This window comes from Micromonospora sp. HUAS YX12 (assembly GCF_040215685.1).
Lineage (GTDB): Bacteria > Actinomycetota > Actinomycetes > Mycobacteriales > Micromonosporaceae > Micromonospora > Micromonospora tulbaghiae.
Genome location: NZ_CP157974.1, coordinates 5,402,826 through 5,429,617 on the forward strand (window position 1 = coordinate 5,402,826; position 26,792 = coordinate 5,429,617).

17 protein-coding genes are annotated in these 26,792 nt (G+C 75.5%); 8 read left to right on the plus strand and 9 right to left on the minus strand.

The window, feature by feature from the left end:
- Positions 1–11 precede the first annotated feature (11 nt).
- From ABIH81_RS25735 to ABIH81_RS25755, 5 genes are all read right to left on the minus strand, one after another.
- The gene (locus ABIH81_RS25735) at positions 12–3,512 is read right to left on the minus strand and encodes an amino acid adenylation domain-containing protein (RefSeq protein WP_349877446.1); all 3,501 of its coding nucleotides are present in this window, start codon (positions 3,510–3,512) and stop codon (positions 12–14) included.
- A complete protein-coding gene (locus ABIH81_RS25740) occupies positions 3,509–5,815 on the minus strand; it encodes a lantibiotic dehydratase (protein WP_349877447.1) in 2,307 nt (768 codons plus the stop codon). The genes ABIH81_RS25735 and ABIH81_RS25740 overlap by 4 nt, the downstream gene beginning before the upstream one ends.
- Complete coding sequence (locus ABIH81_RS25745; RefSeq protein WP_349877448.1) at positions 5,812–8,922, minus strand: thioesterase domain-containing protein; 3,111 nt, start codon at positions 8,920–8,922, stop codon at positions 5,812–5,814. The genes ABIH81_RS25740 and ABIH81_RS25745 overlap by 4 nt, the downstream gene beginning before the upstream one ends.
- Positions 8,919–12,380, minus strand: a complete 3,462-nt coding sequence (locus tag ABIH81_RS25750) for an AMP-binding protein (protein ID WP_349877449.1) — start codon at positions 12,378–12,380, stop codon at positions 8,919–8,921. The genes ABIH81_RS25745 and ABIH81_RS25750 overlap by 4 nt, the downstream gene beginning before the upstream one ends.
- A 328-nt stretch (positions 12,381–12,708) precedes the next feature.
- Complete coding sequence (locus tag ABIH81_RS25755; RefSeq protein WP_349877450.1) at positions 12,709–13,101, minus strand: DUF2267 domain-containing protein; 393 nt, start codon at positions 13,099–13,101, stop codon at positions 12,709–12,711.
- 146 nt (positions 13,102–13,247) lie between these two features.
- Here ABIH81_RS25755 and ABIH81_RS25760 point away from each other — a divergent pair, with 146 nt between their 5' ends.
- Positions 13,248–15,395: a molybdopterin-dependent oxidoreductase gene (locus tag ABIH81_RS25760; protein WP_349877451.1), complete on the plus strand. Its 2,148-nt coding sequence runs from the start codon at positions 13,248–13,250 to the stop codon at positions 15,393–15,395.
- Here the strand turns inward: ABIH81_RS25760 and ABIH81_RS25765 are convergent.
- Genes ABIH81_RS25765 through ABIH81_RS25775 form a run of 3 tightly spaced genes read right to left on the minus strand, consistent with a single transcriptional unit; the run spans position 15,349 to position 18,538 of the window.
- Positions 15,349–16,686 carry a hypothetical protein gene (locus tag ABIH81_RS25765; RefSeq protein WP_349877452.1) on the minus strand — a complete coding sequence of 446 codons (1,338 nt, stop codon included), beginning with the start codon at positions 16,684–16,686 and terminating at the stop codon, positions 15,349–15,351. The two genes, ABIH81_RS25760 and ABIH81_RS25765, sit on opposite strands and share 47 nt — an antisense overlap.
- The gene (locus tag ABIH81_RS25770; RefSeq protein ID WP_349877453.1) at positions 16,683–17,501 is read right to left on the minus strand and encodes a sugar phosphate isomerase/epimerase family protein; all 819 of its coding nucleotides are present in this window, start codon (positions 17,499–17,501) and stop codon (positions 16,683–16,685) included. Before ABIH81_RS25770 ends, ABIH81_RS25765 begins: the two co-directional genes overlap by 4 nt.
- Positions 17,501–18,538 (minus strand): zinc-binding dehydrogenase, encoded by a 1,038-nt coding sequence (locus ABIH81_RS25775; RefSeq protein ID WP_349877454.1) that lies wholly within the window; start codon positions 18,536–18,538, stop codon positions 17,501–17,503. Before ABIH81_RS25775 ends, ABIH81_RS25770 begins: the two co-directional genes overlap by 1 nt.
- A gap of 121 nt (positions 18,539–18,659) precedes the next feature.
- Between ABIH81_RS25775 and ABIH81_RS25780 the strand changes: the two genes are divergently transcribed.
- Genes ABIH81_RS25780 through ABIH81_RS25800 form a run of 5 tightly spaced genes read left to right on the plus strand, consistent with a single transcriptional unit; the run spans position 18,660 to position 23,136 of the window.
- Positions 18,660–20,051 carry an extracellular solute-binding protein gene (locus ABIH81_RS25780; RefSeq protein WP_349877455.1) on the plus strand — a complete coding sequence of 464 codons (1,392 nt, stop codon included), beginning with the start codon at positions 18,660–18,662 and terminating at the stop codon, positions 20,049–20,051.
- Positions 20,048–21,007 carry a sugar ABC transporter permease gene (locus ABIH81_RS25785; protein WP_349877456.1) on the plus strand — a complete coding sequence of 320 codons (960 nt, stop codon included), beginning with the start codon at positions 20,048–20,050 and terminating at the stop codon, positions 21,005–21,007. Before ABIH81_RS25780 ends, ABIH81_RS25785 begins: the two co-directional genes overlap by 4 nt.
- Positions 21,007–21,873: a carbohydrate ABC transporter permease gene (locus ABIH81_RS25790; protein WP_349877457.1), complete on the plus strand. Its 867-nt coding sequence runs from the start codon at positions 21,007–21,009 to the stop codon at positions 21,871–21,873. The genes ABIH81_RS25785 and ABIH81_RS25790 overlap by 1 nt, the downstream gene beginning before the upstream one ends.
- 22 nt (positions 21,874–21,895) lie before the next feature.
- Positions 21,896–22,498 carry a phosphoesterase PA-phosphatase gene (locus tag ABIH81_RS25795; protein ID WP_349877458.1) on the plus strand — a complete coding sequence of 201 codons (603 nt, stop codon included), beginning with the start codon at positions 21,896–21,898 and terminating at the stop codon, positions 22,496–22,498.
- Positions 22,499–22,530: 32 nt separating this feature from the next.
- Positions 22,531–23,136, plus strand: a complete 606-nt coding sequence (locus ABIH81_RS25800) for a class I SAM-dependent methyltransferase (RefSeq protein WP_349877459.1) — start codon at positions 22,531–22,533, stop codon at positions 23,134–23,136.
- 125 nt (positions 23,137–23,261) lie between these two features.
- On the opposite strand, the gene eccB is transcribed toward ABIH81_RS25800, so the two are convergent.
- A complete protein-coding gene (eccB, locus tag ABIH81_RS25805) occupies positions 23,262–24,671 on the minus strand; it encodes a type VII secretion protein EccB (RefSeq protein WP_349877460.1) in 1,410 nt (469 codons plus the stop codon).
- 236 nt (positions 24,672–24,907) lie between these two features.
- Between eccB and ABIH81_RS25810 the strand changes: the two genes are divergently transcribed.
- Together ABIH81_RS25810 and ABIH81_RS25815 are read left to right on the plus strand one after the other, a co-directional pair.
- On the plus strand, positions 24,908–25,177 hold the full coding sequence (locus ABIH81_RS25810) for a metal-sensitive transcriptional regulator (RefSeq protein WP_120570221.1): 270 nt from the start codon (positions 24,908–24,910) through the stop codon (positions 25,175–25,177).
- Between the two features lie 138 nt (positions 25,178–25,315).
- Positions 25,316–26,716 (plus strand): MBL fold metallo-hydrolase, encoded by a 1,401-nt coding sequence (locus tag ABIH81_RS25815; protein WP_349877461.1) that lies wholly within the window; start codon positions 25,316–25,318, stop codon positions 26,714–26,716.
- The last annotated feature ends 76 nt before the right edge of the window (positions 26,717–26,792 follow it).

A 26,792-nucleotide genomic window follows, 5' to 3' on the forward strand; every position in this document is an offset into this window, starting at 1 on the left:
AAGGGATCGCGTCACGGGTGAGGTCGGCGAGGTGGCGGGGTACGGCGGGCGCGGCCCCGCCGGGCGGCGGCGCGCATCGCGGCGCGGGCCAGTTCCGGACGGTCGGCGGCCCCGTCGAGGCTGGCGGCGAGCGCCCGCACGGTCGGGTGGCGGAACAGGTCGAGCATGGTGATCGAGCGGCCGGTGGCCTCGGTGAGCCGGGCGTGCACGGCAGCCAGGGCCATCGAGTGGCCGCCGATGTCGAAGAAGTTGTCGCTGACCCCGACGGCGTCGCGGCCGAGCACGTCCCGCCAGATCCCGGCGATCAGCTCCTCGGTCGCCGTGAGCGCGTCCGAGCCGGCGGGCAGCGGCGCGCGGGCCGGTTCGGCCGTGGCGACCGTCATCGCGCCGAGCGCCGCGACCCGTACCGCCGGACGGGGCAGCTCGGGCGCGACCTCGGCGGCCGGGACGTCCGGGTCGGCGGCGAGCGCGCCGACCAGGGCGGCCAGGTCGGCCAGGAGCGCGCTGATCCGTTCGCCGGTGAACAGGTCCGGGTTGTGCACCACCTCGACGCCGGCCCGCCCGTCGCGCTCCACCACGTAGACGGTCAGGTCGAACGGCGATCCGGGCTTGGGCACCGGCACCGGCTCGACGGCCAGGCCGGTCAGCGTCAGCCGGGGCGCGACGAAGTTGAGCACGTTGAACAGCACCTGCACCAGCGGGGCGCGGGAGGTGTCCCGGCCCACGCCGAGCGCCTCGACGATGCGTTCCAGTGGCGCGCCCGGGTGGGCGGTGACCTCGTGCAGCTCGGCGGCGGCCCGGTCGACCTGCTCGGCGAAGCTCGCGCCGCCGGAGCGGACCCGCACCGGCACGGTGTCGATGAAGAACCCGATCACCTCGTCGAACGCGGCCAGCCGCCGGTCCGCGACGATCGCGCCGAGCACGTGCTCGTCGCCGCCGGTCACCCGCCGCAGCAGCTCGCCGAACGCGGCCAGCAGCACCGCCGCGACAGTGGTGCCGCGCCGGGTCGCCAGGTCGCGTACGGCCCGGTCGGCGGCCTCGTCCAGCCGCACCGCGGCCTCCGCGCCGGCGTACGTCTGCACGGCGGGGCGGGGACGGTCGCGGGGCAGGTCCAGCACCGTGGGCGCGCCGGCCAGGTGCGCGGTCCACCAGGCCAGGTCGGTCTCGCCCCGGCGCCGGTCCCGGTCGGCGCGCCACACCGCGTAGTCGGCGTACGTGGCGGGCAGCGGCGGGCGGCCCGGCACGGACCGGCCGAGCGCGCGGGCGTACGCGAGTGCCAGTTCGTCGTAGAGCAGCGCCTCGGACCAGCCGTCGAAGACCGCGTGGTGCACTGTCACCGCGAGCACGTGCTCCCCGGCGGCGAGCCGGTACACGGTCACCTGCCAGGGCGGCCCGGTGGCCAGGTCGAACGCGTGCCCGGCGCCGGCCGCGAGCATGCCGGCCAGCTCGCTGTCCGGGTCGGCGGCGCCGGTCAGGTCGACCACCGGCACCGCCACGTCGGTGGGTTCCTCGCGGACCGCGTACGGCACGCCGCTGTTCTGCGGGATGCGCCAGCGCAGCACGTCGTGCCGTTCGGCGACGGCCCGCAGCGCGGCGCCGAGCGCGGTGACGTCCAGCGGCCCGCGCAGCCGGTGCGCGACGGCGATGTTGTACGGCGCGCTGGACGGGGCGAGCTGGTCCATGAACCACAGCCGCCGCTGCGGCGGGGACAGCGTCGGCGGGTTGCCGGTGGTCAGCCCGTCGGCGTCGGCGGGGTCGGCGGCGCGGACCCGCTCGACGAGCGCGGCGAACGTGCGGTCGGCGAACAGCACCCGCGTGTCCACCTGCCGGCCCAGCTCCGCGCGCAGCGCGGCGACCAGCCGCATCGCGGCGATGGAGTTGCCGCCGGCGGCGAGGAAGTCGCTGTCCGGGGCGGGCGCGGCGCCGAGCAGTCGGGTCCAGACGCGCCGGACCGCGGCCGTCACCGGGTCGTCGTCGGGGGCGCCGGCCACTGTGGCCGGGGCCGCGGCGGCCAGCTCGCGCAGCGCCGGCCGGTCCAGCTTGCCGGTGGTGGCGCTGACCGGCAACGCGTCCAGCCGCAGCGTCCGGGCCGGCAGCATCGCGGTGGTCAGCCGCGTCTCCGCGTACGCCCGCAGCTCGTCGTCGTCCGGCGCGCCGGCCGGGGTGAGGAACGCGACCAGCTCGGCGCCGGCCGGGCCGGGTACGGCCTCCACCGCGACCCGCTCGACGCCGGGGCAGGCGGCCAGCACGGCCTCGATCTCGCCCAGCTCGATGCGCTGGCCGCGTATTTTCACCTGCCGGTCGGCGCGGCCGAGGTAGACGATCCGGCCGTCCGGCGCCTGCCGGACCAGGTCACCGGTGCGGTAGAGCCGCTCGCCGGGGGCGTCGCCGAACGGGTCGGGCACGAACCGCTCGGCGGTCAGGCCGGGCCGGTTCAGGTAGCCGTCGGCCAGGCCGGGCCCGCCGATCAGCAGCTCGCCGGTCTCCCCCGCCGGCACCGGACGCAGGCCGGCGTCGACCACGTACGCCCGGTGGTTGGGCAGCGGCCGGCCGATCGGCATCGGGTCGGTGTCGGCCGGGGTGAGGTCGCAGGTGACCGCCAGCACCGTGGTCTCGGTCGGGCCGTAGCCGTTGAGGAACCGCCGGCCCGGCGCCCAGCGGGCGACCAGCTCGGCCGGGACCGCCTCGCCGCCGCAGAGCAGCACCCGCCACGACGGGAATCCGGCCGGGTCCAGCAGCGACAGCACGGTCGGGGTGATGAAACCCCAGGTCACCTCGTGTTCGGCGACGAACCGGGCCAGCCGTACCGGGTCGGCCCGGTCGTCGGCGCCCAGTAGCTGCACCGCGCCGCCGAGCGTGAGCGGCACGAACAGGTCCATGGTGGCCGCGTCGAAGCCGAGCGAGGCGATGCCGAGGCTGCGTACCGAGGCGTCGGCGCCGGTCAGCTCGCTCACGCCGGTGACGAACTCGACCGCGTTGCGGTGGGTGGTCAGCACGCCCTTCGGGCGGCCGGTGGAGCCGGAGGTGAACAGCACGTACGCCGGGTCGCCGGGGCGGGCCGGGCAGGGCGCGAGCGGGGCCGGGCCGGGCAGGCCGAGCGTCGTCACGCCGGGCTCGTCGCCGAACTCGGCCGCCGCCGCGTCACCGGCCACCACCCGTACGCCCGCGTCGCGGGCGATCCCGCGCAGCCGGGCCCGGGGGCCGCCCGGCTCCAGCGGCACGTACGCGGCGCCGGCGAGCAGCACGCCGACCACCGTCACGACCAGGTCGGGGGTACGCGCGCCGCACACGCCGACCCGGTCGCCCCGGCCGACGCCGTGCTCGCGCAGCACGGCGGCCACCCCGGCGGCCCGGTCGACGAGCTGCCGGTAGGTGAGCCGGGTGTCCCACTGGCGCACCGCCACCGCGTCCGGGGTGCGGGCCGCCTGCGCGGTGATCAGGTCGGCGAGGGTGGCGTCCGGCCAGGGCAGGTCCGGGCCGTGGACGGCGCTGACGGTCAGGGTGTCGGTCACCGGAGTGCTCCAAGGTGCTCGGCCGGGTCGGTGATCTGGAGGCGCAGTTCGCTGACGTAACCGCGGCCGTGGGCGTCGGGCACCCACGCCTCGGTGGGTGCGGGCAGCAGTTCGGAGACCACCACCGGCACGTCCGGCCCGGTACGCAGCGCGGCGTCGACCATCGCGCACAGCGACTGCGCGTACAGCGGGCCGGTCAGGTCCACGTAGCACGGTTTGATCTCGGTGCCGACCTTGACGAAGACCCGCTCGGGCAGGCCGGTCTCGGCCCGCCAGCGGCGTACCGCCAGGTAGCGGGCGGTCTCGTCGGAGTGGCCGCCCAGCCCGCACGCCCCGGCCGTGGTGCGCCAGGTGCGCCGGGACACGACCAGCCGGTCGATGGTGATGCGGGGCGTGTACGCGGCGGCGCCGAGCAGCTTGAACGCGTCCAGCAGCAGCGAGCCGAGCAGCGTGGCGAACACCTCCATCAGCGGCCAGCGGGCGCCGTCGGGGAAGACCGCGGTGAGGTGGTCGCCGGTCCGCTCCACCAGCACCGTGGTGGCCGGGACCAGGCGGTCCACGTCGGCGCCGTGCGCGGTGTCGATGCCGAGCTGGCGGTCCGCCGGGCCGGTCAGCGCGTACGTGGTGCGGGTGGTGCGGCGGGGGAAGCTGTCCGGCCAGAGCACCCGCAGCCGGACCGGGCCCAGGTCGGCGTCGAGGTCGGCGCGCAGCGCGGCCGGGTCCGGGTGGAACGGGCTGAGCACCGCGCTGTCGAAGGCGACCGACGCCGGGTGCAGCTCGCCGAGCACCAGCAGGAAGTCGCCGCGCCCGACGGCCTCCGGCGAGGCGGCACTGAGCTGCACGTCCGGGTTGTGCAGCCGGGCCGACGGCCAGCCGGGCCGCGTCGCCGGGAACAGCTCCCGGGCCCGCTCGGTCAGGTCCGCGGCGCGCAGCCGCAGTTCCGCCTGCCCCTCGGGCAGGCCGGCCAGGCCGAACAGCTCGGCCCAGCGTGCGGTGAGCGTGGCGCCGGCCCGGCCGATCGGGCCGTCCGGGGCGACGAGCGTCCCCTGGGCCAGCAGCCACAGGTCGGCCAGCCGCACCGGTTCGCCGTCGGCGGCCAGTTCCTCGTGCAGCTCGGTGAAGAGGTCGCCGCAGCGCGCGGCCACCTCGCCGGTGAACCAGCGGGCGGTACGCAGCACCACCGCCATCGGCTCGGCGAGCGCGTCGACCACCGCCGACCCGATCCGGAACTCCAGGTCGCGGGCGGTCTCCTCGTAGCAGACGGTGCGGGCGGCGTACATCTGCCCGCTGTGCCGGGTGGCCGGGCGGCCGGTGACGGCGGTGAACTGGGCGTTGAGCGCGGCCAGCGCGGCGCCGAGCCGGTCCGGGTCGCCGGCCGCGGCGGCCACCTCGTCGCGGGCCGCGCGGAGCCGGCCGAACTCGGCCGCCGTCGCGGCGCGCACCGGCTCGTCGCCGATCGCGGCGATCCGCGTTTCGAGCACCCGCTCGGCGTCCGGCGCGATCGGCAGGTTCGCGCCCCAGCTGAGCTGGCCGCGCTCGACCCAGCGGTCGAGCAGCAGGTAGACGTCGTCGGCGCCGTGCACCTCACCGGCGTCGCACAGCCGCTGCGCCAGTTCCACGGCGGGCGTCCGCCCGTCGCAGGCACCGAGCACCAGCGCCTCGACCGGGGTGAGCGCGATCGGCGGGTGCAGCGGCCAGCGCAGTTCCCGCCCGGCGACGGTCAGGTGCGGTTGCAGGGCGGGCGCCCACCAGCGGCGCACCGCGAGGTCGTCGGCGAGCCGGTCGGCGTACGCGATGAGCGCCCAGGCCTCGAAGTAGACCCGGCGCCGGTGCACGAGCGCGTCACCGGGCGCAGTGTGCACGCCGCGGCGGGTGGTGTCGAACGTGCCCCAGCAGACCGGGCCGAAGAAGCCGATGGTCTCGGCCTTGCCGCAGTAGCGCTGCCAGTACCGCAGCAGGCTCAGCTCGCGCTTGCGGCGGCGGACGTTGCGGACCTGCGGGTCGGTGCGCAGCAGCCCGTCCAGCGCGATGAGCATGTCCGGGTTCTGCCAGGTCACCGCCTCGCGCAGCAGCGGGTCGGCGGCCAGCTCGCCGGCCACCGCCGAGGACTCGGCGAACGCCTCGGCCAGCACCTTGTCGAACACCTCGGGGGCGGTGTCGCCGGCGAGCAGCGCGTCCGCGGCGGCGGCGCAGTCCGGCGCGGCGAACCGGTCCAGCCCGGCGGCCGGGAAACCGGCGGTACGCAGGACCACGTCCCGCCACACCGACCAGCCGGTCTCGCCCAGGGGCAGCAGGTGGCTCACCGGTGGTCCTCCCGCCGGGCGTCGGTGATGTGCAGGCGCAGCTCGCTGAAGTAGCGGCGGCCCTGCCCGTCGGGCACCCACGCCTGCTCCGGTGCGGGCAGCATCTCGCTGACCGTGAACGACACGTCGTCGCCGCCGTCGACCCGGGCGGCCCGCACCATCGCGCAGAGCGTGGTGGCGAACGCCGGCGCGGACAGGTCCACGAAGCAGGGCTTGGTCTCGGTGCCGAGCTTGACGTACACCTGCTCGGGCAGGCCGAGGCGGCGGCGCCAGTCCCGGACGGCGAGGAACCGGTCCCGCTCGCCGTTGGGCACGGCGAGGCCGCTCTCGCCCACAGTGGTCCGCCACGTCTGCCGGGCCAGCACCAGCCGGTCGACTGTGATCCGGGGCGTGTACGGCGCGGCGGCGACCAGCTTGAACCCGTCCACGGCGTGCGCGCTGAGCGGCTCGGCGAAGATCTCGACGAGCGGCCAGCGCTGACCGTCCGAGGCGGTGGCGACCAGCTCGCCGTCCACCTCGTCGACCACCAGGTCGACGGTGGGCAGCACGCGGTCCGGGTCGGCGCCCGGCGCGTCGAGGAACGCCAGGTGCCGGTCGGCCGGGCCGGTCAGCGACTCGGCGGTACGGCTGGTCCGCCGCGGCCAGTCGGCCGGGAACAGCAGCCGGACCCGCCGCTGCCCCATGTCCGCCGCGAGCGCGTCGCGCAGCCGCTCCACGTCCGGATGCGACGGGGTGAACACCGCGCAGTCGAACGACGACCAGGCGGCGTGCAGCTCGCCGAGCACCACCGTGTAGTCGCCGCGCCGCAGCGCGTCCGCGTCGGTGGCGCAGATCTGCAGGTCGGGGCTGTGCATGGCGGCGTTCGACCACTCGGGACCGTCGCCGGGGAACACCGCGTCGATCCGTCCGGCGAGGTCGGCCGCGCGCAGCCGTACGTCGGTGGCGCCGGCGGGCAGCGTGTCCAGGCCGAACAGTCCGGCCCAGCGGGTGGCGAAGTCCGCCGCGACCGCGTCGACCGGCCGTTCCCCGTCGCCCCAGAACATCCCCTGGGCCAGGAACCACAGGTCGGCCAGCGGCACCGGGGCGCCGGACTCGGCGCGCAGCTCCTCGTACAGGCCGCGCAGCACGTCCAGGTAGGCGCGGGCGAGCGCGTTGGCCAGCCAGCGGGCGGCGCGCAGCAGCACGTCCAGCGGGGCGGCCAGCTCGGCCAGCAGCGGTGCGCCGAACTCCACGTCCAGGTTCCGGGCGCTGTCCTCGTAGCAGACCGTGCGGCCGGCGTACATCTGTCCGGCCCGGCGCACCGCGGGCACGCCGGTCAGCTCGGTGAACGTGGCGTCGAGGGCGTCCAGGGCGGTCCGCAGCCGGTCCGCGTCGCCGGCCGCGGCGGCGACGTCGTCGCGGGCGGCGCGCAGCCGGTCGAACCCGGCGCGGGCGGCCGCGCGGGCCGGGTCGTCGCCGATCGCGTCGATCCGGTCGGCCAGCACCCGCTCGGCGTCCGGGCTCACCGGCAGGGCCGCGTCCCAGGTGATCAGTTCCCGTTCGGCCAGCCGGTCGAGCAGCGCGTAGCCGTCCTCCGGGCGGCGCAGCCCGATCGCCGGGTCGGCGACCAGGTCGGCGGCGGCGCGCCGGCCGTCGGCCGCGCGCAGCAGCGCCGCCTCCACCGGGGTCAGCGTCAGCGGCGGCCGGCCGGGCCGCAGCACGTCCCGGTCCCGGACCGCCAGGTGGGCCCGCAGCATCGGCGGCCACCACCGGCGCACCGCCAGGTCCGCGCCGATCCGTTCGGCGTACGCGGACAGCGCCCACGACTCGAACCACACCCAGCGCCGCCGGGTCAGGCTGTCGCCGGGGTTGACTCGGGCAACCTCCGGCTGCGCGGGATCGACTGTGACCCAGCAGCTGGGGCCGAAGAAACCGACCGTCTCGTTCTTGCCGCAGTAGCGCTGCCAGTACTTCAGCAGCGCCCGTTCCCGGTCACGGCGGCGCACGTTGCGGGCCGCGTCGGCGCCGCCGCGGACCAGCCCGTCGAACGCGACGAGCGCGCCCCGGTTCTGCCAGGTGACCGCCTCGCGCAGCAGCGGGTCGGCGGCCAGCTCGCTGAACCGCTGCGCGCCGGCGCGCAGCGCCTCCTCGAACTCCTTGGCGAACCGGTCCTCACCGGCACCGGTGGCCAGCAGCTCGTCGGCCGCCGCGGCGGCCCGGGGCGCGGTGAACAGGTCCAGCCCGTCGGCCGGGAACCCGGTGGTCCGCAGCACCGCGTCGCGCCACACCGACCAGCCGGTGTCGCCGAGCGGAACCCGGTGCGCGGCGCCGGCGGTCCCGCGACCGGCGGCGCGCACCGGGTCCGGACCCGCGTCCGGCGTGCCGGGGCGGGTGTCGGTGGGCGCGGCGGTCAGGTCGGCCCGGATCAGCGCGACCAGCTCGGTCAGCCGGTCGTGCAGGAAGAAGTGCCCGCCGTCCAGCTCGTGCAGGGTGAACCCGGCCGCGGTGTGCCCGGCCCAGGCGGCGCTCTGCTCCCGGCTGACCGCCCGGTCGGTGCGGCCGGCGAACACGACGATCGGCACCGGCAGCGGCTCGCCCGGCACGTGGCGGTAGTCGTCGACCCGGCCGAAGTCGGCGCGCAGCAGCGGCAGCAGCAGTTCCACCAGCTCGGGGTGGTCGAGCAGTTCGGCGGGGAGGCCGCCGCCCTCGCCGAGGCGGCGCAGCAGCTCGTCGTCGCCGGCCCGGGACAGCCCGTCGAACGGGCCCGGCGTGGCGACGTGCGGGGCGCGGGCGCCGCCGACGTAGAGCCGCAGCGGCAACGGGCGGCCGGTACGGCGCAGCTCGCGGACCACGTCGAAGCCGAGCCGTCCGCCCATCGAGTGGCCGTAGATCGCGTACGGGCGGTCGGCGCGGGAGGCGATGGCGTCGGCCACCTCGGCGACGCTGAAGCGCGGATCCTCGGTGATCCGGTTCTCCCGGCCGGGCAGTTGCACCGGCACCACGTCGACGCTCGCACCGAACTCGGCCGCCCAGCGGCGGAACGCGCTGGCGCCCGCTCCGGCGTAGGGCAGGCAGAACAACCGCACCGGCGCCTCGGGTCGGCTTCCGGCGGAGACGAACCAGTTCACCGCGGACCTTTCTGCACGGGGTCGATCCAGTGCCGGCGGCGCTGGAACGGGTAGGTGGGCAGTCCGGTGCGCCGGACCGTGCCCTCGGGGTGCAGCGCGTGCCAGTCGACGTCGCGCCCGGCGACCCACTCGGCGGCCGTCTCGCGCAGCGGGCCGCCGTCACCGGCGATGCGGGCGTCGGTGTCCAGCAGCACGTCCAGTGCGGACAGCGCGGCCGGTAGGTCGGCGGCGACCACCGCCGCCCGGTGGGCGAACGCCCGCCGGCCCAGCGCCAGCGTGGCGGCCACCTCGGGCAGTGCCGGGGCGGCGCCGGCGAGGTGGGTCCGCAGGCGGGCCAGCGCGGTCCGCAGCGCCGCCGGGGTACGCGCGGAGACCGGCAGCAGCCACGGTCCCTCGCCGGGCGGGTCGGCCGGCTCGGCGGGCGGCGGCTGTTCCACCACGACGTGCGCGTTGGTGCCGCCCAGGCCGAACGCGCTCACCCCGGCGACCCGGCGCGCGTCGTCCGGCCAGTCCCGCGCCTTGACGGGCACGTAGAACGGTCCGGCGCCCAGGTCGATCTCCGGGTGCGGGCGGGTGAAGTGCAGGTTCGGCGGGATGACACCGTGCCGGACGGCGAGCACCGTCTTGATCAGCCCGGCGATGCCGGCGGCGGCGTCCAGGTGGCCGATGTTGGTCTTCACCGAGCCGAGCGCGGTGGACTCGGCGGGCGCGGCGCCCGCGTACACCTCGTGCAGCGCGGCGACCTCGATGGCGTCTCCCAGTGGCGTGCCGCTGCCGTGGCCCTCGACGAAGCGGACCTCGCCGGGTGCGACCTCGGCGGTGGCGAGCGCGCCCGCGACGGCGGCGGCCTGTCCGGCCGGGCCGGGCACGGCGAAGCCGGCCCGGTCCGGGCCGTCGTTGGTGACCGCCCAGCCGGGCAGGATCGCGTAGATGCGGTCGCCGTCGGCCTGCGCGTCGGCGAGCCGGCGCAACGCCACCACGCCCGCGCCGGAGCCGAAGCCGGAGCCGGCGGCGGCCTCGTCGAAGGCGCGGCACCGCCCGTCGGGCGAGGCGAGCCCGCCCGCCCGGTGCCGGGGCCACATCACCGTGGACCCGCCGGCCAGGGCCAGGTCGCACTGGTAGTCGGCGAGGCTCTGCGCGGCCACGCACACCGCGACGAGCGAGCTGGAGCAGGCGCTCTGCACGGCCATCGCCGGGCCGGTCAGGCCGAGCCGGTAGGCCACCTGCCCGGGCAGGTGGTCGGTGAACTGGCGGCCGACGAGCCGGGCCTCCCAGTCGTCCGGGTCGACGTCGCCGACCACCGCCGGGTTGTCCATGAGGTGGAACAGGAAGTAGCGGTTGGCCGAGGTGGCGGCGTAGACGCCGACGAGTCCGGGGAAGCGCGCCGGGTCGTGCCCGGCGTCCTCCAGCGCCTCCCAGGCGGTCTCCAGGAACAGCCGGTGCTGCGGGTCGGTACGGGCGGCCTCGTCGGCGCCGAAGCCGAAGAACTCGGCGTCGAAGTCGGCCACCCCGTCGAGCCGGCCGGTGGCGCGGACGTGCCGGGGGTCGGCGCGCAGGGCGGGGCCGACACCGAGCGCGGCCAGCTCCTCGTCGGTGTGGTCGTGCACCGAGTCGACGCCGGTGCACAGGTTCCACCAGAACGTGGCCACGTCGGGCGCGCCGGGGAACCGCCCGGCGACGCCGACCACGGCGATCTCGTCGCCGGTGTACTCGCGGGCGGCGCGCACCGGCGCGGCGGGCGCGGGCAGCACCGGGGCGCGGACCGCGTCGGGCGGTGCGTCCAGCAGCGCCGCCTGGGCGGCGACGCTCGGGTGGTCGAACAGGCGCAGCATCGGCAGGCGTACGCCGAACCGCTCGGCGAGGCGCTGCTGCACCTGGCCCAGCAGCAGCGACTGGCCGCCCACGTCGAAGAAGCTGGCGGTGCGGGCGACCGCGTCGCGGCCCAGCACCGCGCACCAGATGTCGTGCACGGCGCGTTCGGTGTCGGTGGCCGGGGCCTCCTCGGCGGGCACCTCGGTGACCGGGTCGGGCAGCGCCCGCTCGTCGATCTTGCCGCTGACGGTGAGCGGGAACTCGTCGACCACCACCACCGCCCGGGGCACGGCGTAGCCGGGCAGCGCGGCGGTCAGCGCCGCGCGCAGCGCCGCCGGGTCCGGGCGGGCGCCGGCCGGCCGGGCGTACGCGAGCAGTTCGCCGTCGCGGACGACGGCGCGGACGCCCGCGACGCCGGGCTGGGCGGACAGCACGGCCTCGATCTCGGTCAGCTCGACCCGGTGCCCGCGCACCTTGACCTGCCGGTCGAGCCGGCCGAGGCAGACCAGTTCCCCGCCGGGCAGCAGCCGGCCCAGGTCACCGGTGCGGTACGACGGCACCCCGTCGGCGTCGACGCCGAACCGGTCGCTGTCCTGGTTGAGGTAGCCGGGGGCGAGGTGGCGGCTGCGGACCACGATCTCGCCGGTGTCCGGGGCGAGGTCCAGCCGGTAGCCGGGGAACGCGACGCCCACCGGCAGCGGCCCGCGGGCGTCCGGGTCCACCTCGGACAGCTGCTGCACGTGCCGGGCGGCGAACGTCATCTCCGTGGCGCCGTAGCCGTTGACCAGCACGCAGCCGGGGGCGAACCGGTCCCGGCCGCGGGCCGCGTCGGTCCAGGTGGCCTGCTCGCCGCCGAGCAGCACCGCCCGCACCGTGGGCAGCCGGCGCGTGCCGAGCGTGTCGAGCAGGAAGCGGTAGACGGTGGGCGTGCAGTGCAGCACGGTGGCGCGGTGCCGGTCGAGCTGGTCGACGGCGTGCGCCAGCCCGTGGCGGCGCAGGTCGACCGGGACGACGGCGGCGCCGGTGAGCAGCGCCGGGTAGAGGTCGGGGATGGCGGCGTCGAAGCTGAACGACGCGAGCAGGCTGAGCCGGTCGTCCGGGCCGACGCCGAGCGCGGCGATCTGGTTGTCGATGACGTGGGCCAGGTTGCGGTGGGTCTGCCCGACCGCCTTCGGGACGCCGGTGGAGCCGGAGGTGAACAGCACGTACGCCGGCGCGTCCGGGTCGGCCGCGACCGGGCGCAGCGGAGCGGGCGGCACCTCGTCCAGCGCGACGACCGGGCGCTCGCCGGCCAGCGTGGACGCCAGCTCGCGGTGCTCGGCGGCGCAGGCCACGGCGGTGACCCCGGCGGCGTCGACCATGTGGCGCAGCCGGGCGACCGGGAAGCCCGGGTCCAGCGGCACGTACGCGCACCCGGCGGCGAGGGTGCCGAGCAGCGCCGCCACGGTGGGCGCGCCGTGTGCGGTGAGCAGCGCGATCCGGTCTCCGGCGCGCAGGCCCGCGGCGGCGAACACGGCAGCGTGCCCGCCGGCCACCCCGGCCAGCTCGGTGTAGGTGACCTCGTGGGTCTCACCGAGAAGTGCCGGACGTCCGCCGTGTACCGCCGAGATCGCGCCGAAACGATTGATGATCATCGTCTCTGCCATGTCAGGAAGCGGGTTGCGCTCCATAGAGGACAGGCACGCAGCGATCGACGAATGTGATCATTGATCCCCCCCAGGATTTCACATTGGAAGCAGAATATGGCTCGATCCCTGCGCCGGAAGGGCGGCGATGAGGCTTGAGCCGAAGAGGGGAGGCACCTTGGAACCTCGGACGGAGGAAATCGTCCGATCATCCCTCTAGCGCGTAGACGTTTTACAGCGTACGTGACGAGCGGCAAGTTATTTTACGGTGAAAATACTTCCAGGCCGTGGAATCTTCGCCGCAGAGGGCCTCGGTGCCGCAGCTCAACCCGGGTCGCGGGGAGCCTGCTCAGACATCGTACGGTGGGCGCGGGATGGGGTCCACCATGGCGTCGAAGCCCTTCGGGAGCTGCGCGACGAGGTCGTGGAACTCCCCCACCGTCACCGTGTCGCGCAGCGTGGCGAGCACCGCGACCGCGCCCACCTCGGCGACCGCCGGGTCCACCGCCGCCCGTTCGGCCACCCGATACAGGAAGTCCACCGCGCCGCCGGTGGTGGCCGTGCCGCCGGGCTCCAGATAGCCGCCCACGTCGTCCGGCAGCTGCGCGGCCAGGTCCGTCGCCTCGTCCGCGGTGATCCGGTCGGCGAGGGTCTGCAACACCGCACGGGAGACGGTCGCGGCCTCGTCCGCGGGCAACTCGGCCCGCCGCGACACCGCCTCGACGAACAGGGGGAACCGCATCCCACCCCTCCCCTCGCCGCCGGCGGCACCACGCCACCGCGGTCGGCCCCGGCGGGTACCCGCCGGGGCGCCGGCCAAACGCCCCACCCACCGGGAGGCGGAAAAGCCGGAGCGCAGGTGGCCGGTCGCGTGGGTAGCATCCGCCCATGGCCCCCGCCACCACCCATCCCGGCGCCTGCCCGCTGGACTGCCCGGACACCTGTGTCTGGCAGCTCACCGTCGACGACGGCCGGGCGGTCGCGTTGCGCGGCGACCGCGACCACCCGTTCACCCGGGGCGCGCTCTGCGGCAAGGTGAACCGCTACCTGGACGCGGTGAACGGACCGGACCGGCTCACCACGCCCCGGGTCCGCACCGGCCCGAAGGGCGCCGGCCGGGTCGCGTACCGGCCGGCGAGCTGGGACGAGGCCCTCGACCGGGTGGCCACCGGCCTGCGGACGAGCATCGAGCGGGACGGCCCGGAGTCGGTGCTGCCCTACTACTTCGCCGGCACCATGGGCCTGGTCCAGGGCTGGACCCTGGGGCCCCGGCTCTTCGCCCACCTGGGCGCGTCCCGGCTGGACACCACCATCTGCACGGCGGCGGCGCGGGCGGCGCTGCGCTCGCTCTACGGCGCCTCGGTCGGCTTCGAGCCGGAGTCGATCGTCGAGGCGGGACTGATCGTGCTCTGGGGCGCCAACCCGCTCGTCACCAACCTGCACCTGTGGCCGTTCGTGCAGCAGGCCCGCGAGCGCGGCGCGTACGTGGTGACGATCGACCCGCTGCGTACCGACACGGCGGCCCGCAGCGACGAGCACGTCGCGCCGCTGCCCGGCACCGACGCGGCGCTCGCGCTGGGGCTGATGCGGCACGTCCGCGACGCCGGGGCGGCCGACGAGGCGTGGCTGGCCGCGCACACCACCGGCTGGCCGGAGCTGGCCGCCCGGCTCGACGACTGGCCGGTGGAGCGGGCCGCCGCCGAGTGCGGCCTGCCCGCCGGGACGGTACGCCGCCTCGGCGACCGGATCGCCACCACCCGCCCGACAGCGGTACGGGTCGGGCTGGGCCTGCAACGGCACCACGGCGCCGGGCAGGCGATCCGGGCCATCTGCGCGCTGCCGCTGGTCACCGGCGACTTCCGGTACCCCGGCGGCGGGGCGCTGGTGACCACCAGCGGCCACCACCCGGTCGACAACGGCCCGGTGATCCGGCCGGCCGGTATGCCCGCCCCGCCGGCCCGGTCGCTGAACATGAGCCGGCTGGCCGCCGTGCTCACCGGGGAGGCCGACCCGCCGGTCACCTCGCTCGTGGTGTTCAACGCCAACCCGGCGGCGACCGCCCCCGACCAGGCCCGGCTGCTGACCGGGCTGCGCCGCGCGGACCTGTTCACAGTGGTGCTCGAGCAGCGCTGGACCGACACCTGCGACTACGCCGACGTGGTGCTCCCGGCGACGATGCAGCCCGAGCACCTGGATCTCCAGACGTCCTACGGGCACCACTACACGACGCTGAACCTGCCGGTGACCCGCGCGCCGGGCGAGGCGCTGCCGAACACCGAGATCTTCCGGCGGATCGCCGCCGCGCTCGGTATCGACCACCCGGCGTTCCGGGACAGCGACGAGGATCTGGCCCGGCAGTTGCTGGCCGGCGCCCCGATCACGTACGAGGAGTTGCGCGAGCGCACGTACGCCCGGCTCACCGGTGTGCCGGTGGGTTCCGCGCCGTACGCCGACGGTGGTTTCCCCACACCGGACGGCCGGGCCCGGCTGCACGACCCGGCGCTGGCCGCGCTCGGGGTGGACCCGCTGCCCGGGTACACGCCACCAGCCGAGGCGGCCGACCCGGAGCTGGCCCGCCGGTTCCCGCTGACGCTGCTCACCCCGGCCAACCGCTACCTGATGAACTCCACGTTCGCCTCGCTGCCGTGGCACACCCGCCGCGCCGGGCCGCCCCGGGTGCACCTGCACCCGGCCGACGCGGCGGCGCGCGGGCTCGCCGACGGCGACGCGGTACGCGTGCACAACGAGCGGGGCGCGTTCCTCGCCGCGGTCGCGGTGGACGAGGCGGCCCGGCCCGGCCTGGCGTTCACGTACAAGGCGTACTGGGCGCGGCGCAGCCCGGGGCGGTCCACCGTCAACGCGGTCACCGCCGTCCGGGACACCGACCTGGGCGAGGCGCCCACGTTCCACGACTGCCGGGTGGAGGTCGAGCCGGTGCCGGCCGGGCTGCTGACCGCCGAGCCGCCCGCCGACGAGGTGGCCGACGGTGTCACTCCTGGGCGAGCGCGTCCAGCACCAGCGCGGCGGTCCAGCTGAACGCCGGTGAGCCGAGACCGGCGCCGGTGTCCGGGTGGAAGTACTCGTGGCAGCCGGCCCGGTCGGCCAGGTCGAGCAGCGACTCGCGCAGCCCGGCGGCCAGATCGGCGCGGCGGTGGGTACGCAGACCCTGCCAGAGCAGCCAGCCCGTGTTGACCCAGCTCGGGCCGCGCCAGTAACGCAGCGGCTCGAAGTCCGGCGCGGTGCGGTCGTACGTGGGCAGCGGCCGGTCCATCCGGGCGGCCAGCCCGAAACGCGGGGAGCACGCCTCGGCCAGCAGCGCTGACACCTGCGCGGCGGGCAGCTCCGGCAGCGCCAGCGGCATCAGCCCGAGCACGGTCCGGGCCGGCACGAGCCGGTCCGCCCGGACGTCGCGGGGACGGAACGTGCCGGTGACCGGATCCCAGAGCCGGGTGACGAGCGCCTCGGTGATCCGGGCACCCCGGTCCCGGTGCGGTCCCGGGTCGGCGCCGATGACGGTGGCGATGCGGGCCAGCGCGTACTCGGAGACGCCGAGCGCGGCGTTCACCAGCGGGCACTCCACCAGGAACGGGTGCCGTCCGAGCAGTCCCTCGTCCCGGTAGCGGCCGGCCCGATAGCTGTCCACCAGCGCGACGTAGCGCGCGTAGTCCAGGTCGGTGGGGCGCTGCGCCGCGTCGGCGTGCGCGGTGTCGTGCCGGCGGTACGCGCGCATCACCGCCTCGTCGGCCGGCACCGCGGCCAGCGGCGCGTCCCAGGCGGGGCTGTTGTCCAGCCCGGACTCCCAGGGGTGCACGATCGACGCCAGCCCGCCGCCGCCGGCGTCGCGTCGCCCGGTCAGGTAGCGCTGCTGCGCGACGAGCCTCGGGTAGAGCCGGCGCAGCGCGGCCACCGACGCCTCGCCGGGCGCGTGGCGGTGCACCAGCCAGGCGGCCGGGGCGTGCACCGGCGGCTGGACGATCCCGGAGGTGGGCCGGGCCGGTGCGCCGTCGGCGCGGGCCGAGTCCCAGAACTGCGGCCCGGGGAAGTACGGCCCGGCGCGCGAGGCGGGGTTGAACACGATGTGCGGCACCCGCCCGTCGACCCACTGGGCGGCGAACAGCGTGCGCAGTTCCCGCCAGGCCCGGTCGGGGCGGACGTGGGCCAGGCCGATCGCGATGAACGCCGAGTCCCAGCTCCACTGGTGCGGGTAGAGCGTGCGGGAGGGGACCGTGTGGTCGTGTTCCCAGTTGGCGTCCAGGGTGGCCAGCGCGAGGCGGCGCAGCCGGGCGTGCCGGTCGGCGCCGGCGCGTACCCCGGTGGTCAGCGTCATGCGGCGGCCCGCCGCGGACGGGCCTGCGCCAGCACGGTGGCGGCCTGGCGCAGCGCGGCGACCGGCTCACCGCGCAGCCGGCACTCCAGCGCCAGCCAGCCGGAGTAGCCGATCGCGTCGAGCGTGGCCAGCAACGCGCCCCAGTCCAGGTGCCCGGCACCGGGCTGGTGCCGGTTGGAGTCGCTGACCTGGACGTGCCCGAGGTACGGCGCGGCGGCGCGCAGCGCGGCGTGCGGGTCGTCCTCCTCGATGTTCATGTGGTACGTGTCGGCGGCCACCCGCAGCGCCGGTGACCCGACCGCGCGGCACAGCTCGACCGCCTGGTCGAGCCGGTTGACCATGTGGTCCTCGTACCGGTTGAGCGGTTCCAGGAACACGGTGACCCCCTCGGCGCGGGCGTGCCCGGCCAGCTCGCCCAGGGCGTCGACGAGCACCCGCCGGTCGTCGTCGGCCGAGCGTGGTGGTTCGAACGGCGGCAGCCGGCGGGAGAACATGCCCCACGCGGCCGGGGTCATCGCGCCGACGCCGCCCAGCTCGGCGATCACCGAGAGCTGGGAGCGCAGGTTGCGCACCGCGTGGCGGGAGCGGTCCGGGTCGAAGTCGCCGATGAAGTGGTCCATCTCGACGCAGACGGTCGGCATCACCACTCCGGCGGCGCGGGCTCGGCGCAGCTCCGGCAGCCGCCGGGCCAGGGCGAGGCCGCCCCGCCCGCGCAGTTCGACGCCCTGGTAGCCGAGGGAGACGGCGAGGGCGTACTTCCGGGTCAGGTCGGCGCCGGGAAGCAGCTGTTCCTGGCAGGCAAGCGGAATGTCCATCAGAACCTCAGCACCACTTGGAGGACGTCACCGTCACCGCGGTCGAGCAACGCCAGGGCGTCGGCCACCGCGCCCGCGTCGACGACGTGGCTCACCAGCGGCAGCGGGTCGACGCTGCCCTCGGCCACCAGGTCCATGAAGGTGTGCGCGATCCGCGTCCCGGACCACCGGCCGGCCGTGCCGGGTGCCGGGTCCGGCCCGGAGACCTGGGCGGCCACGAGCTGGATCCGGTTGTGGTGGAACTCCTCGCCGAGTTCCAGCCCGTGGGCGTACCCCTGGTAGAAGCCGGCCGCGACCACGCGCCCGGCGGGTGCGGTGGCGCGGATCGCCTCGTGCAGCGCCGGGTACGACCCGGACAGCTCCAGGCAGACGTCGGCGCCCCGGCCGTCGGTGGCGGCCCGCAGCGCGGCGGCGGGTGAGTCGGCGGCGGCGTCGACCACCCGGCGGGCGCCGAGCCGCGTGGCGTGCGCGAGCCGGCCGGGCATCCGGTCGACGGCGACCACGCGGGCGCCGGAGAGCGCGGCCAGGCGGGTGCCGAGCAACCCGATCACACCCTGCCCGAACACGCCCACCCAGTCGCCCAGGTGCAGGTCACCGGCGAGCACGGCGGTCAGCGCGATGGCGCCGGGCCGGGCGAACACGGCGGCGAGCGGGTCGAGGCCCGGTGACAGCGGATGCGCCGCCGTCGCGGGGAGCACCGCCTCGGCGCGGTGCCCCCAGATGCCCCAGACGAGCTGGCCGGGCCGCCGCGCGGCCACGTCGGGTGCGACCTCGACGATCTCGCCGACCTCCTCGTATCCGAAACCCACCACCGGGTACGCGGGCGCGGCCTGGCGGGGCACGAACATGCGGGTGCCGGCGTCCCAGTCCTTGCGCAGGCGCGGGTTGCTGCCCCGGTAGAGCGTCAGTTCGGTGCCGGCGGAGATGCCCGAGTAACGGGTGCGGACGCGGACCTGGCCCGGACCGAGCCGGTCCGTGGGGCAGGGCTCCAGGCGTACGTGCCGGGGCCCGGCCAGAGAGACAACCCAGTTGCTCATGGCGTCGCTCCGAGAGAAGTGCCGACCCCGATTCTAACCCAAAAAATGGGCATATGTGATTAGATTGATGAATCGATGGGTATTAGCGGCAGGCCGTGCTCTTTCGAGAGGAGTGCCACCGATGTCATCACCCTCCACGCGGCGGCTCGCAATCAGCCTGATCCTGGCACTGACCGGGACCAGCGTGGCCGCATGCAGCGACGACGGGCAGAAATCCGACAGTTCCCGGATCACCGTCTGGAGCCTGGAAGACGTGGCGGACCGCGTCGCCGCCACCAAGGCGATCATCGCCGACTACACCGCCAAGACCGGCGTCCAGGTCAACCTGGTCACCGTCAACGAGGACCAGTTCCCGTCCCTGATCGCCTCCAGCGCCGCCGCCGGCGACCTGCCCGACGTGGTCGGCTCGGTCTCCCTCGCCGGGGTGCGCACGCTGTCCGCCAACGAACTCCTCGACGCCGACGCCAACGGCACCGTCGTCGACCGGCTCGGCCGGGACACGTTCACGCCCCGCGCGCTGGAGCTCACCAGCGACGGCGGCAGGCAGCTCGCCGTGCCCAGCGACGGGTGGGGCCAGCTGCTGGTCTACCGCAAGGACCTGTTCGCCGCCGCCGGCCTGCCGGCGCCCGACACGTACGAGAAGATCGCCGCCGCGGCGGCCGAGCTGAACACCGGCGGCGTCGCCGGCATCACCGCGGCCACCGCCCCCGGTGACGTGTTCACCCAGCAGACGTTCGAGCACCTGGCGCTGGCGAACAACTGCCGGCTCACCGACGACTCCGGCAAGGTCACGCTCGACTCCCCCGAGTGCGTCGAGGCGTTCCGCTTCTACGGCGACCTGATGCGGAACAACTCGGTCAAGGGCGCCCAGGACGTCGACACCACCCGGGCCACCTACTTCGCCGGCAAGGCGGCCATGCTGATCTGGTCGCCGTTCATCCTCGACGAGCTGGCCGGGCTGCGCGCCGACGCCCGCCCGACGTGCCCGCAGTGCCAGTCCGACCCGGCCTGGCTGGCGAAGAACAGCGGCTTCGTCACCGCGATCAAGGGCCCCAACGGCACCGAACCGGCCCAGTACGGCGAGGTCAGCTCCTGGGCCGTGCTCGACGGCGCCGCCGACCCGGCGAAGTCGTTCGTGGAGTACATGCTCTCCGACGGCTATCCGCGCTGGTTCGGCATGTCCCCCGAGGGGCGCTTCCCGGTGCGCACCGGCACGCCGGAGGACCGGCAGAAGTTCCGGACCGCCTGGAACACCAGCCCGGCCGGCGTGGACACCAAGAAGCCGCTGTCGGAGGTCTACGGCGAGGACGTACTGGCCACGCTGCGGCGCAGCCCGGACACGTTCCAGCGCTGGGGCCTGACCGAGAACCAGGGCAAGCTCGTCGGCGCCATCCTCGGTGAACTGCCGGTGCCCAAGGCGCTCGCCGACGTCGTCGGCGGCAAGTCCGACGCCCGCGCCGCCGCCGAACGCGCCCGCAAGGACGTCGAGGCGATAGCCAAGGGCGTCAATTGACCACCACCGCGCCGGAGGCCGGCCGCTCCCCCGCACCGGAGCGGCCCCGCCGACCCGGCCGACGCCCGCTGACGCTGCGCCGCCGCGAGTCCCGCGCCGGGCTCGCGCTGGTCACCCCGACCCTGCTCGTCGTGGTCGCGGTGATCGGCATACCCATCGTCTGGACGGTGGTGCTGGCCTTCCAGCGGGTACGCCTGGCGACACTGCGCAAGACCGGCCTGTTCGGCGAGCTGACCCTGGACAACATCGACCGGGTGCTGCACACGCCCGGCTTCGCCGACACGCTCTGGACCACGGTGGTCTACAGCGTCGGCGGCACCGCAGGCTCGATAGTGGTCGGCCTGGCGGCGGCGCTCGCCGTACGCGGGCCGTTCCGGGGCCGCACGCTGGTACGCGCGTCGATGCTGCTGCCGTACGTGGCGCCGGTGGTCGCCATGACGTTCGTCTGGCAGGTGATGCTGGACCCGCAGCTCGGCATCGTCAACGACTGGGGGCGGCGCTTCCTCGGCTGGAACGCGCCGGTGCCGTTCCTGTCCCAGGAGTCCACCGCGCTGTGGACGGTGATCGCGTTCGAGGCGTGGCGCTACTTCCCGTTCGCCTTCCTGTTCCTGCTGGCCCGGCTCCAGGCGGTGCCGGGTGAGCTGGAGGAGGCCGCCCGGGTCGACGGGGCGACACCCACCCAGCGGTTCCGGCACATCCTGCTGCCGCAGCTCATGCCGGTGATCGCGCTGATCGGCGTGCTGCGGTTCATCATGACGTTCAACAAGTTCGACGACGTCTACCTGCTCACCGGCGGAGCGGCCGGCACCGAGGTGGTGAGCGTCCGGGTCTACCAGTTCCTCACCGCCCGCACCGACATCGGCGCGGCGGCCGCCCAGGCGGTCGTCCTGGCCGTGGTGCTGCTCGTGTTCGTGGCGATCTACCTGCGCTTCTTCGGCGCGCGACGGGAGGCGTGATGGACCGGGACCGGATCGAGACGGTGAGCCTGCGCTGGCTGCGCCGGCTGGTGATCGCCGGGTTCCTGGTGGTCACGCTGCTGCCGTTCTGGTACATGCTGGTGCTGTCGGTACGCCCGATCGAACGCCTGCTGCTGGAACCCGGCTCGCTCTGGGTGCCGTTCGGCGAGCTGACCGTCGCCACGTACGCCGAGGTGCTGAAGTCCGTCTCCGACGGCGGCCAGGGCTTCCTCACGTTCATCCGCAACAGCGGCCTGGTGGCGCTCGCAGCCACCGCGCTCACCCTGGTGATCGCCATTCCCGGCGCGTACGCGGTGTCCCGCCTGCGGTTCTTCGGCCGCCGGCAGGTCAGCGCGCTGTTCCTGGCGGTCTACCTGTTCCCGTCGATCGTCATCGCGATCCCGCTGTTCGTGGTCTTCACCCGGGCCGGGCTGCGCGGGTCGCTGACCGGGCTGGTGCTCGTCTACATCTCGCAGACGCTGCCGGTGTCGGTCTACATGATGAAGAACTACTTCGAGACCATCCCGGTCAGCCTGGAGGAGTCCGCGGCGATCGACGGCGCCGGCCGGCTCGGCATCATCCGCCGGGTCAGCCTTCCGCTGGCCGCGCCGTCGGTGATGGCGGTCGCGTTGTACGACTTCATGATCGCCTGGAACGAGTACCTGTTCGCGCTGCTGTTCCTGGTCGACCGGCCGGACCGGTGGACCGTGTCGCTGGGGCTGTCGCTGCTCGCCGACGGCGTCGAGGTGCCCAAGACCGTGCTGATGGCCGGTTCGGTCATCCTCACGCTGCCGATCGTGGTGCTGTTCTTCGCCGGGGAGCGCCTGCTCACCGAGGGACTCACCAGCGGGGCCGAGAAGGGCTGAGCGTCCGTGTCAGGATGATCGGGTGCGAGCATCACGGGAGCGCCGGGCCGGCGCGCGGGCGGCCCGGTTGCTCACCGAGGCGCTCGCCCCGACCGTCCTGGTCACGGCGCTGCCGCTGATCGCCGCCGCCCGGGTCAGCCGCTCGGCGGGCCAGTTCCTGCTCTGGGGCGGCATCGCGCTGACGTTCTGCGCCGTCATCCCGATCGGCGTGCTCGTGCACGGCGTACGCCGGGGGCGGCTCACCGACCGGCACGTCGGCGACCGGACCCAGCGGGCCCGGCCGCTGTCGATCGGGCTGGCCTCGGTGGCGGCCGGGTTGCTGCTGCTGGCGGCGGTACGCGCGCCCGCCGAACTGTTCGCCGTGATCGTGGTGGTCTTCGTGGTCGGCGCGGCGTGCACGCTGGTGAACCACTGGTGGAAGCTGAGCATCCACGCGGCGGTCGCGGCCGCCACCGTCGCCGTGCTGGTGCCGCTGGCCGGCCCGGCGGCGCACGTCGGCTGGGCGCTCGTCGCGGCCGTCGGATGGTCCCGGGTACGCCTGCGCGATCACACCTGGCCGCAGGTGCTGGCCGGCGTCGCGCTGGGCGGGCCGCTCGCCGCGGGCACGTTCCTGGCGCTCGCCTGACCCGGTCCCACAAGATCAGCTACGGTGGCCCCATGGGCAAGCCGACCCGCTGGGTGACCGACACGAAACCCGGCCACTCACAGTGGTACGTGGACCGCTTCCGCCAGCTCGCCGCCGAGGGCGCCGACCTGGCCGGTGAGGCGCGGCTGCTCGACGCGCTCGTACCGCCGGGCGCCCGCGTCCTGGACGCCGGCTGCGGCACCGGCCGGGTCGCCGCCGCGCTCGCCGCACGCGGGCACGACGTCGTGGGCGTGGACGCCGACCCGACGCTGGTCGAGGCGGCCCGCGCCGACCACCCCGGCCCCCGCTTCCTGGTCGCCGACCTGGCCGAGCTGGACCTGGCCGCCCAGGGCGAGGCCGAGCCGTTCGACGCCGCCGTGCTGGCCGGCAACGTGATGGTCTTCGTCGCCCCCGGCACCGAGCGCGACGTGCTGGCCCGCGTGGCCGCGCACGTGCGCCCGGACGGGCTGGTGGTGGTCGGCTTCGCCACCGACCGCGGCTACCCGGTGGCCGACCTGGACGCCGACGCGATCGCCGCCGGGCTGCGCCCCGAGCACCGCTTCGCCACCTGGGACCTGCGGCCGTGGCGCGACGACGCCGACTTCGCGGTGACGGTGCTGCGCCGCCCCGCCGGCTGACCCGTTGCTCTTTCCGGCCCGGCTCGGCCCGGCTCGGCCCGGCTCGGCTCGGCCCCGGCTCGGGCCCGGCTCGGCCCGGCTCGGGCCCGGCCAGCGCCTGGGCGTCCGAGCCGGACGCGCGGCGCTCAGGCGGGTGCGGCGACCGTGCGGGCGGCCTCCGGGTCGAGCGGGCTGCCGGCGGGCAGCAGGTCCACCAGGCCCGCCGGCAGCCGCGCCGGGCGCACGCCCGCGTAGCCGAGCATGCCGGGCACGTCGGCGCCGGTCAGCGCGTACCGCCGGCCCAGGTCGGTGACCACGCAGATCGCGCCGCCGGTCGCGCCCGGCGCGGGCACCGCCTCCACGAGCGCGCCGCGTCCCGGCTCCACCACTACCTCGTCGGCGAGCCCGGCCCGGCCGCCCGGCGCCCGCGCGGCGGTGGACGGGTCCGGCGCGGTGACGCCGAGGCGGATCTCGCGTACGCCGCTGTCGTCGCCGGCCCGCGCGCAGAGGGCACCCTCGGCGGCGGCCAGCCGGGGCGGTACGGCGGGCGGCGCGGTCGGCCCGCCGGGCACCAGACCGGGCAGCTTCGGCAGCGCCGCGAACCGGCCGAGCGTGATCGGTTCCGGCTCGCCCTGGCCGGTGCGGGCCAGCAGCAGCGCGGCCTGCAACTCGGTGATGCCGGCCAGCCCGCCGCGCTGGGCCACCGCGTACTGCCGCCCGCCGCCGGAGTTGCGCACCAGGTAGACGTCGCCCACCGTCGCGCCGGTGACCCGCTCGGACGGTTCGCCGAGGTCGCCGACCGGCGGCGGGGCCAGGTCGGCGCCGGCCGGGAGCGTGTTCAGCAGCGCCGCCGCCACCGGCACCGCCCGCTCCCGGGTGGCGGCGAGCGCGGCGAGCACCCGGTCGGTGTCGCGCAGCAGGTAGCGCCGGTCGTGCCAGAGCAGGTGCAGGCCGCCGTCCGGGTGCCGGGCGAGCAGGCCCTGGTCGCCGAGCGCCCGGCCGCCGGTGGCCTCCCGCCCGATCAGCAGGACCGACCGGGCCTCGCCGCGCCCCGCGCCCGGCCGTCCGGTTTCCCCGCGCCCGGCCTCGTCGCCCGTCACCGAGCAGAGCGTCCAGCCGTCGCGGACGAGCCGGTTCGAGGCGGGCAGCGAGTCCGGCGCGTCGGCGATGCCGAGCGGCAGGCCGCGCGGCACCCCGTCGATGGCGCGGCGGCTGACCAGCACCGTCTTCGGACGCTCCGCCCCGATGATCAGCAGCGCGGAGGCGTAGTTGAGCACGGGGTGCAGCTTGTCGTCCCGGTAGACGAACCGCGCACCCGACTCCTTCTCCACGATCACCGCGCCGGTATCGCGCCACGAGTCACCACCGCCGGTGAACAGGCCGTAGAGCGCGACGCCGCCGAGCGCGATCGCCGCGACCAGGACGCTCGCCAGCCCCGCGCCGGCCAGCCGGCGGAACGGTGACTGCGGCGGGTCCGTCTCCCGCATGACGAGCGCGGCGACCGCCCGCTGGACGGTGAACTGGTACGAGTGGAGCTGGTCCTGCCGCGACGCCATCTGATCCCTTCCCGCCGGGATGGTCGGCGCACAGGATAGACGCTCCGTCACTCCCCCGAAGACCCTCCGTGTCCCCTCCGCCCACCCCTCCCCCCGCTGATCTTGCACTTACCGCCCCGACAAACAGGGCACAAAGGGCATGCTACGGACACCAAGTGCAAGATCAGCGAGGCTCGGCGCAGGGGCGGTGGCGGATCGGGTACCCCCTGGGGTATGTTGGGGGCAGGAGGTGGGACGTGAAGCTTCGACCTGAGATGACCGGCGACGCGCTGACCCGGCTCAAGCGGGCCCGGGGGCAGCTCAACGCCGTCATCGAGATGATGGAGAACGGCGAGGACTGCCGCGCCGCGCTGACCCAGCTGGCGGCGGTCTCCAAGGCCATCGACCGGGCCGGATTCAAGATCATCGCCTCCGGCATGCGCTACTGCGACGCCGCCCGCCAGGCGGGCGAGGAACCGGAGATGACCGAGGAGGAGCTGGAGAAGCTCTTCCTGTCCCTGGCCTGACGGCGCCCGCCTGACCGGCTGAGTCCCGCCCGCGCCGTGTGACAGCGACGCGGGCGGGTAAACACCTGCCTGGAGACCCAGGCCGCAGACTGTCCCACGCATACCCCCCGGGGTATATAGGCAATGAGAGGAAACGGCATGACTCTCGACGTGTCCGTCATCGCGACCTCCTCGCTCGGCGACCGCAGCTACCTCGCCTCCGACGGCCGGGTGGCGATCGTGGTCGACCCGCAGCGCGACATCGACCGCATCCTGTACCTGGCCGGCGCCGCGGGCGTGCGGATCACCCACGTGGTCGAGACGCACATCCACAACGACTACGTCTCCGGCGGCCTGGAGCTGGCCCGGATCACCGGCGCGCGGTACCTGGTGGCCGCCGCCGACACGGTGGAGTTCGACCGGACCCCGGTGTCCGACGGCGACACCGTGCCGGTGTCGGACACGATGCGCCTGCGGGTGATCGGCACCCCGGGTCACACCTTCCACCACCTGTCGTACGCGATCGACGAGGCCACCGACGGCGGCTGGACGCCGGCCGGCGTGTTCACCGGCGGATCGCTGCTGTTCGGCACCACCGGCCGCACCGACCTGCTCGGCCAGCAGTACGCGCACGAGCTGGCGCACCACCAGCACGCCTCGGCGCGCAAGCTGGCCGACCTGCTGCCCGACGGCGCGCAGGTGTGGCCCACGCACGGCTTCGGCAGCTTCTGCTCGGCCAGCCAGGCCGACGCGCCCGAGTCGACGATCGGCCGGGAGAAGGAGGCCAACCCGGTGCTGCGGCTGGCCGCCGACCGGTTCGTCACCGAGACGCTGGCCGGGCTGGACGCCTACCCGGCGTACTACGCCCACATGGGCGTCGCCAACGCCGCCGGTCCCGCCCCGGTCGACCTCACGCCGGTGGCCCGCGCCGACGCCGGCGAGCTGCGCCGTCGCATCGCCGCCGGCGAGTGGGTGGTCGACCTGCGCCACCGCAAGGCGTACGCGGCCTCGCACCTGGCCGGCACCGTCAGCCTCGGCCTGGACGGTCCGATGTCGACGTGGCTCGGCTGGCTGATCGACTGGGGTGTGCCGATCACGTTCCTGGCGCAGACCCCGGAGCAGGTCGCCGACGCCCAGCGGGAACTGGTGCGCATCGGCATCGACCGCCCGGCGGCCCAGGCCACCGGCGAGCCCGAGCAGTGGACCGGCGACCCGTCGCAGCTGCGTGAGCTGCCCGTGGCCGACTTCGGCGCGCTCGCCGCCGCGCAGGCCGGGAACACCCCGGCCGGGCTGCCCGAGCCGCAGGTCGTCCTCGACGTGCGGATGACCAACGAGTGGAAGGCCGGGCACATCGACGGTGCGGTGCACGTGCCGCTGCCGGACGTGCCCGGGCGGCTCGCCGACATCCCCGCCGGAACGATCTGGGTGCACTGCGGTTCCGGCTACCGGGCCACCGCCGCCGCGTCCCTGCTCGCCAACGCCGGCCGCGACGTGGTGCTGATCGACGACTCGTACGGCCGGGCCGAGGCGGCCGGCGTACGCATGGCGCCCACCGCCTGACCCCTCCCCGAGTGCCCGGCCGGCGTGTCCCTACGCCGGCCGGCGCCCGACCCTGCCCGGAAACACCCCGTGAAGG

What these genes read in the sequence shown, in the direction of transcription:
- ABIH81_RS25750 (WP_349877449.1), bottom strand. Translation starts at nt 12,380, where the DNA reads ATGGCAGAGACGATGATCATCAATCGTTTCGGCGCGATCTCGGCGGTA.
- ABIH81_RS25755 (WP_349877450.1), bottom strand. Translation starts at nt 13,101, where the DNA reads ATGCGGTTCCCCCTGTTCGTCGAGGCGGTGTCGCGGCGGGCCGAGTTG.
- ABIH81_RS25760 (WP_349877451.1), top strand. Translation starts at nt 13,248, where the DNA reads ATGGCCCCCGCCACCACCCATCCCGGCGCCTGCCCGCTGGACTGCCCG.
- ABIH81_RS25765 (WP_349877452.1), bottom strand. Translation starts at nt 16,686, where the DNA reads ATGACGCTGACCACCGGGGTACGCGCCGGCGCCGACCGGCACGCCCGG.
- ABIH81_RS25770 (WP_349877453.1), bottom strand. Translation starts at nt 17,501, where the DNA reads ATGGACATTCCGCTTGCCTGCCAGGAACAGCTGCTTCCCGGCGCCGAC.
- ABIH81_RS25775 (WP_349877454.1), bottom strand. Translation starts at nt 18,538, where the DNA reads ATGAGCAACTGGGTTGTCTCTCTGGCCGGGCCCCGGCACGTACGCCTG.
- ABIH81_RS25780 (WP_349877455.1), top strand. Translation starts at nt 18,660, where the DNA reads ATGTCATCACCCTCCACGCGGCGGCTCGCAATCAGCCTGATCCTGGCA.
- ABIH81_RS25790 (WP_349877457.1), top strand. Translation starts at nt 21,007, where the DNA reads ATGGACCGGGACCGGATCGAGACGGTGAGCCTGCGCTGGCTGCGCCGG.
- ABIH81_RS25800 (WP_349877459.1), top strand. Translation starts at nt 22,531, where the DNA reads ATGGGCAAGCCGACCCGCTGGGTGACCGACACGAAACCCGGCCACTCA.
- eccB (WP_349877460.1), bottom strand. Translation starts at nt 24,671, where the DNA reads ATGGCGTCGCGGCAGGACCAGCTCCACTCGTACCAGTTCACCGTCCAG.
- ABIH81_RS25815 (WP_349877461.1), top strand. Translation starts at nt 25,316, where the DNA reads ATGACTCTCGACGTGTCCGTCATCGCGACCTCCTCGCTCGGCGACCGC.